Annotated in this window: 3 protein-coding genes and 1 pseudogene; 3 read left to right on the top strand and 1 reads right to left on the bottom strand. The window is 39.3% G+C overall.

The annotated features are described in order from the left end of the window. A pseudogene (locus tag WBM49_RS08635) lies at positions 1–494 on the top strand (peptidase M14); the annotation flags it as partial. A 372-nt stretch (positions 495–866) separates the two neighbouring features. Here WBM49_RS08635 and WBM49_RS08630 read toward each other — a convergent pair. Further along, positions 867–1,958 carry a vWA domain-containing protein gene (locus tag WBM49_RS08630; protein ID WP_424371651.1) on the bottom strand — a complete coding sequence of 364 codons (1,092 nt, stop codon included), beginning with the start codon at positions 1,956–1,958 and terminating at the stop codon, positions 867–869. Between the two features lie 315 nt (positions 1,959–2,273). Here WBM49_RS08630 and WBM49_RS08625 point away from each other — a divergent pair, with 315 nt between their 5' ends. Together WBM49_RS08625 and moaA are read left to right on the top strand one after the other, a co-directional pair. Then, complete coding sequence (locus WBM49_RS08625; protein ID WP_424371650.1) at positions 2,274–2,519, top strand: MoaD/ThiS family protein; 246 nt, start codon at positions 2,274–2,276, stop codon at positions 2,517–2,519. A 23-nt stretch (positions 2,520–2,542) separates the two neighbouring features. Further along, positions 2,543–3,526 (top strand): GTP 3',8-cyclase MoaA, encoded by a 984-nt coding sequence (gene moaA / locus WBM49_RS08620; RefSeq protein ID WP_424371649.1) that lies wholly within the window; start codon positions 2,543–2,545, stop codon positions 3,524–3,526. Positions 3,527–3,568: the final 42 nt, after the last annotated feature.

Here is a 3,568-nt window from a genome sequence, read left to right as displayed (position 1 = left end):
ACCCCTTATTAGGTAATAATTATATTCTCGATATTGGAATTAATCAGGTTGAAGTAGATAAAGAGGATCATAAAGACTACTGGTACAGCAGCAGGATCATTGATCAGGGAGATCTCTCTACGTACTATGGTTACGAGACCTTTGAGGCCAATGGGTATACTATAGTTCCAGGGAAGGTTTATCCGGAAATTCTGAATGCAGATATGGAATCGCTGGTAAATCCCGGAGAGCTATTAAAAAATGGGTATACCTATGTACGCGTAAAGAACATAGCCAAAGAGGCACTTAACTCGCCAATTCCATTACACCTGCTTAGTCCGGGGTACGAGTTACCCGATTTTAGATTAGAGGTAGGAAAAAACCCCACCTTTCTTTTGCAGAAAGATGGGGATTATAAGTTTGCCGTCATCAATGGATTCTTAATAGATCTTGGTGAGGCAGGTCCGTCTGTACTTAACCAATGGGTGGGCAAGAATGCGATGATTTACCGTTAAGACGCTTTTTGTACTGCAGCTTACACAGATTAAAACCCGAAGCTGAAATGCAACTGATTACCGTTAACGATAATTGCAATTAACATCACGAAAAGGGTCACCACAATGGAGGTGAATACTGATAGAACTAGGCTTTTAAATCCTTTAGACAAGGATCCTAAGGCACTCTGACTGATAATTTCGTTGATAACATCCATAATTTCTTTCTTTTACGTTAAACAATTCATAGTTTTTAGGATGTACGTTAATCGCGATATACATTTGGGTTTCTATGTATATAACAAGGATGGTGCCAAAAACCCTACCTGAATGTCGTAAAAAAAGAAGGAGGACCTGTTAGATCCTCCTTGTATTCGTAAGAAATAAGCTGTTCTATTGGCATCCGCCAGAAAAACCGTTAGCGTTAAATTCGGTTTGTACAGCCCCTTGTCTGGAGTCGTCCGTAACGGAAATTGCAAGGTTATTAACCCCACTTCCATCTCTTTTTGGGGTGCAGTATTCAAATAAGTAAAAACTATTGGCTCTTTCAGAGACCCTGAATGAAATATCATTGAAAGTTGTTTCCAATTCCTCTTTATTGCCGGCAAAGACACTAAATGTTCGCCCTATTTCTGTTAGCACCTCCGTATCTATCTCCGCACCTAAACCAATCGTGAAGTATGAAATATTGAGATCGGCGCTTCGTACGCTGGCCAGTGCATCGGATTCGGAATATCTGGAAGCCTGATCCGTACCATCGGTGAAAATAACTACTGAAGCAGCGCTGATCGTAGAGTTACTGCGAGCTTCGTCTAAAAGGCCTTCGGCTATATCGGTCGATTTAATCACAGCTCCGTAGAGGTCAGTAGAAGGATCATTGCTGATGTCCTGAGTGATTCCTTCAATAGCCAGAGTTAGTTCGTCCTTAACGGCAGTTAAGGGTTGAAGTAAATGCAGCTCATCTTCTCCATCGAACCAGTAAATGGCCATTTTAAAGGAATCCTGAGTTTGGAGAGGCATCACATTGTTTACAAAACTTACGGAAGCCGACTTTAATTCGTTTAAGCTTCCACTTAACACACTGGCACTAAGATCTAGTACCAATAAGGTGTTATTACTAAAAATTTGAGAATTGGGAGAGATACGGGCAAAAGACTCTGAGGTGGAGATCGTATTAAAACAATCATCATTTCTGCCTTGTTCGTATATGGTAAACTGATTGGCAGTTAGCCCAGATACAGGGTTGCCATTGGCGTCAGACACCTTAAAAAAGATAGATACTTTTCCGGGAAGTGTGGTAAATTGGTCTTGTATGGACAAGATCAAATCATTTTCTCCCAGGTCTAAACAATTATCTACAGGCTTTCCTTGCCCTAGATCTCCATTCGGATCGATGTTAAACGAAACATCATCATCTGCATTGCCGCAGGAGAGAAGTATTAAAATAAAACAAAATAAGGGGGCAATTCTAAAAAAGGTCTTCATTTTCATATTATTAGGTTCAACCTCCAAAACGCAGGATTGTTCATTTAAGTATGAGGGTTGAAAATATTTTTCACAAAGGAATTTTTAAAATAAAAAATATAAGGTTTTGATAAGTGATGGAACAAGAAATTGTTAAAGAGGCAACAAGAATCTATTATTTTTGATACCTTGTAATAAGGATAAAGAAACTTGAAAAAGCCATAAATTAGAGACAGTTTGCAACTTAATGCGAAGTGTTGTTTAGAAGATTTGTACAATAGACTGCATCTTTTTAGAGAATCAAAAGAGATCGGTTGCTATAATAGGAGGAGATTTATGACCATATTGCTTTTTGGGATCACACGGGATATTGTTGGGAATGCCAGCTTCTCCATACCCGTGAATGAATCATGTACTCTTGAGAACGTTGGGGAGTTAAAAATGTATTTAACGGATCATTTTCCGGCATTTAATGAGCTGTCATCCCTGGCAATTGCGGTAAATAGTAACTATGCAACCGATTCTACCCTCATTACCCCAAATGATGAAATAGCCCTGATACCCCCAGTAAGTGGAGGATAACCATTATAAGATCTGACTAAAGTATGCTCATAGATAATCATAACAGACGTATTAATTACCTCAGATTGGCGGTCACAGATCGTTGTAACCTGCGTTGTCATTACTGTATGCCTTCAGAAGGCATCAATTTTGTAAAAAACGATAAACTCCTCACCATTGAAGAGTTGCAGGTACTCGCTAAATCGCTTGTAGATCAGGGGATAGACAAGATCAGAATAACAGGGGGAGAGCCTTTTGTCAGGAAAGATCTGATGGTGTTATTACGCTATTTGTCTTCTCTTTCCGGTATTCGTGAACTATCAATAACCACCAATGCCACTTTAATTGGGCCATATATTCAGGAATTAAAGGCATTAGGGATCATGAATATAAATCTCAGTTTAGACGCCATCAACAGGGATACCTTTGAAAAGATTACAAGGCGTGATCAATATGACGTAGTGTATAATAATCTTATGACGCTCATTAAAGAAGGTTTCCAGGTACGAATTAACTTTATTGTCCTGGAGGATCAAAATGTTCAGGATATTATTCCCATTCTAAAGCTTCAAGAACAATATCCGGTGTCTGTACGATTTTTGGAAGAGATGCCCTTTAACGGTGGTTCCAAGCATTTTGAGAACATAAAATGGCATTATAAGGCCATTCTGGATTACATCCGAACAGAATATCCTTCTTTTGAAAAACTAGCCGCACCAAATACCTCCACCTCTATCAATTATAAAATACCAGGGCACCTGGGAACTTTTGGAATTATCCCTTCGTTTAGCAGAACCTTTTGCGGAAGTTGCAATAGGTTGAGGATTACAGCAACCGGTGATGTAATTACCTGTCTTTACGGGAAACCCAAAATGAACGTAAAAGACTTGTTGAGGAACAAGGTACCGGAAAGTGTTCTGCATCAAGCTATTGAAGAAGCAATTGGTAGTAGAGCCAGGACAGGTTTTGAGGCTCAAAAAGAACATACAGCTGTTTTTGAAAGTTCTATGACTTCCATTGGAGGCTGATCAGACTCTAATCGATATATCACAGTACACATGACACTGCAT

This window comes from Muriicola sp. (assembly GCF_049669965.1).
In the GTDB taxonomy this organism is placed as follows: domain Bacteria; phylum Bacteroidota; class Bacteroidia; order Flavobacteriales; family Flavobacteriaceae; genus Muriicola.
This window is presented reverse-complemented; position numbering and strand designations above follow the sequence as displayed.

Excerpts from the sequence above, each read along its gene's own strand:
- WBM49_RS08630 (WP_424371651.1), bottom strand. The coding sequence starts at position 1,958 with ATGAAGACCTTTTTTAGAATTGCCCCCTTATTTTGTTTTATTTTAATA.
- WBM49_RS08625 (WP_424371650.1), top strand. The coding sequence starts at position 2,274 with ATGACCATATTGCTTTTTGGGATCACACGGGATATTGTTGGGAATGCC.
- moaA (WP_424371649.1), top strand. The coding sequence starts at position 2,543 with ATGCTCATAGATAATCATAACAGACGTATTAATTACCTCAGATTGGCG.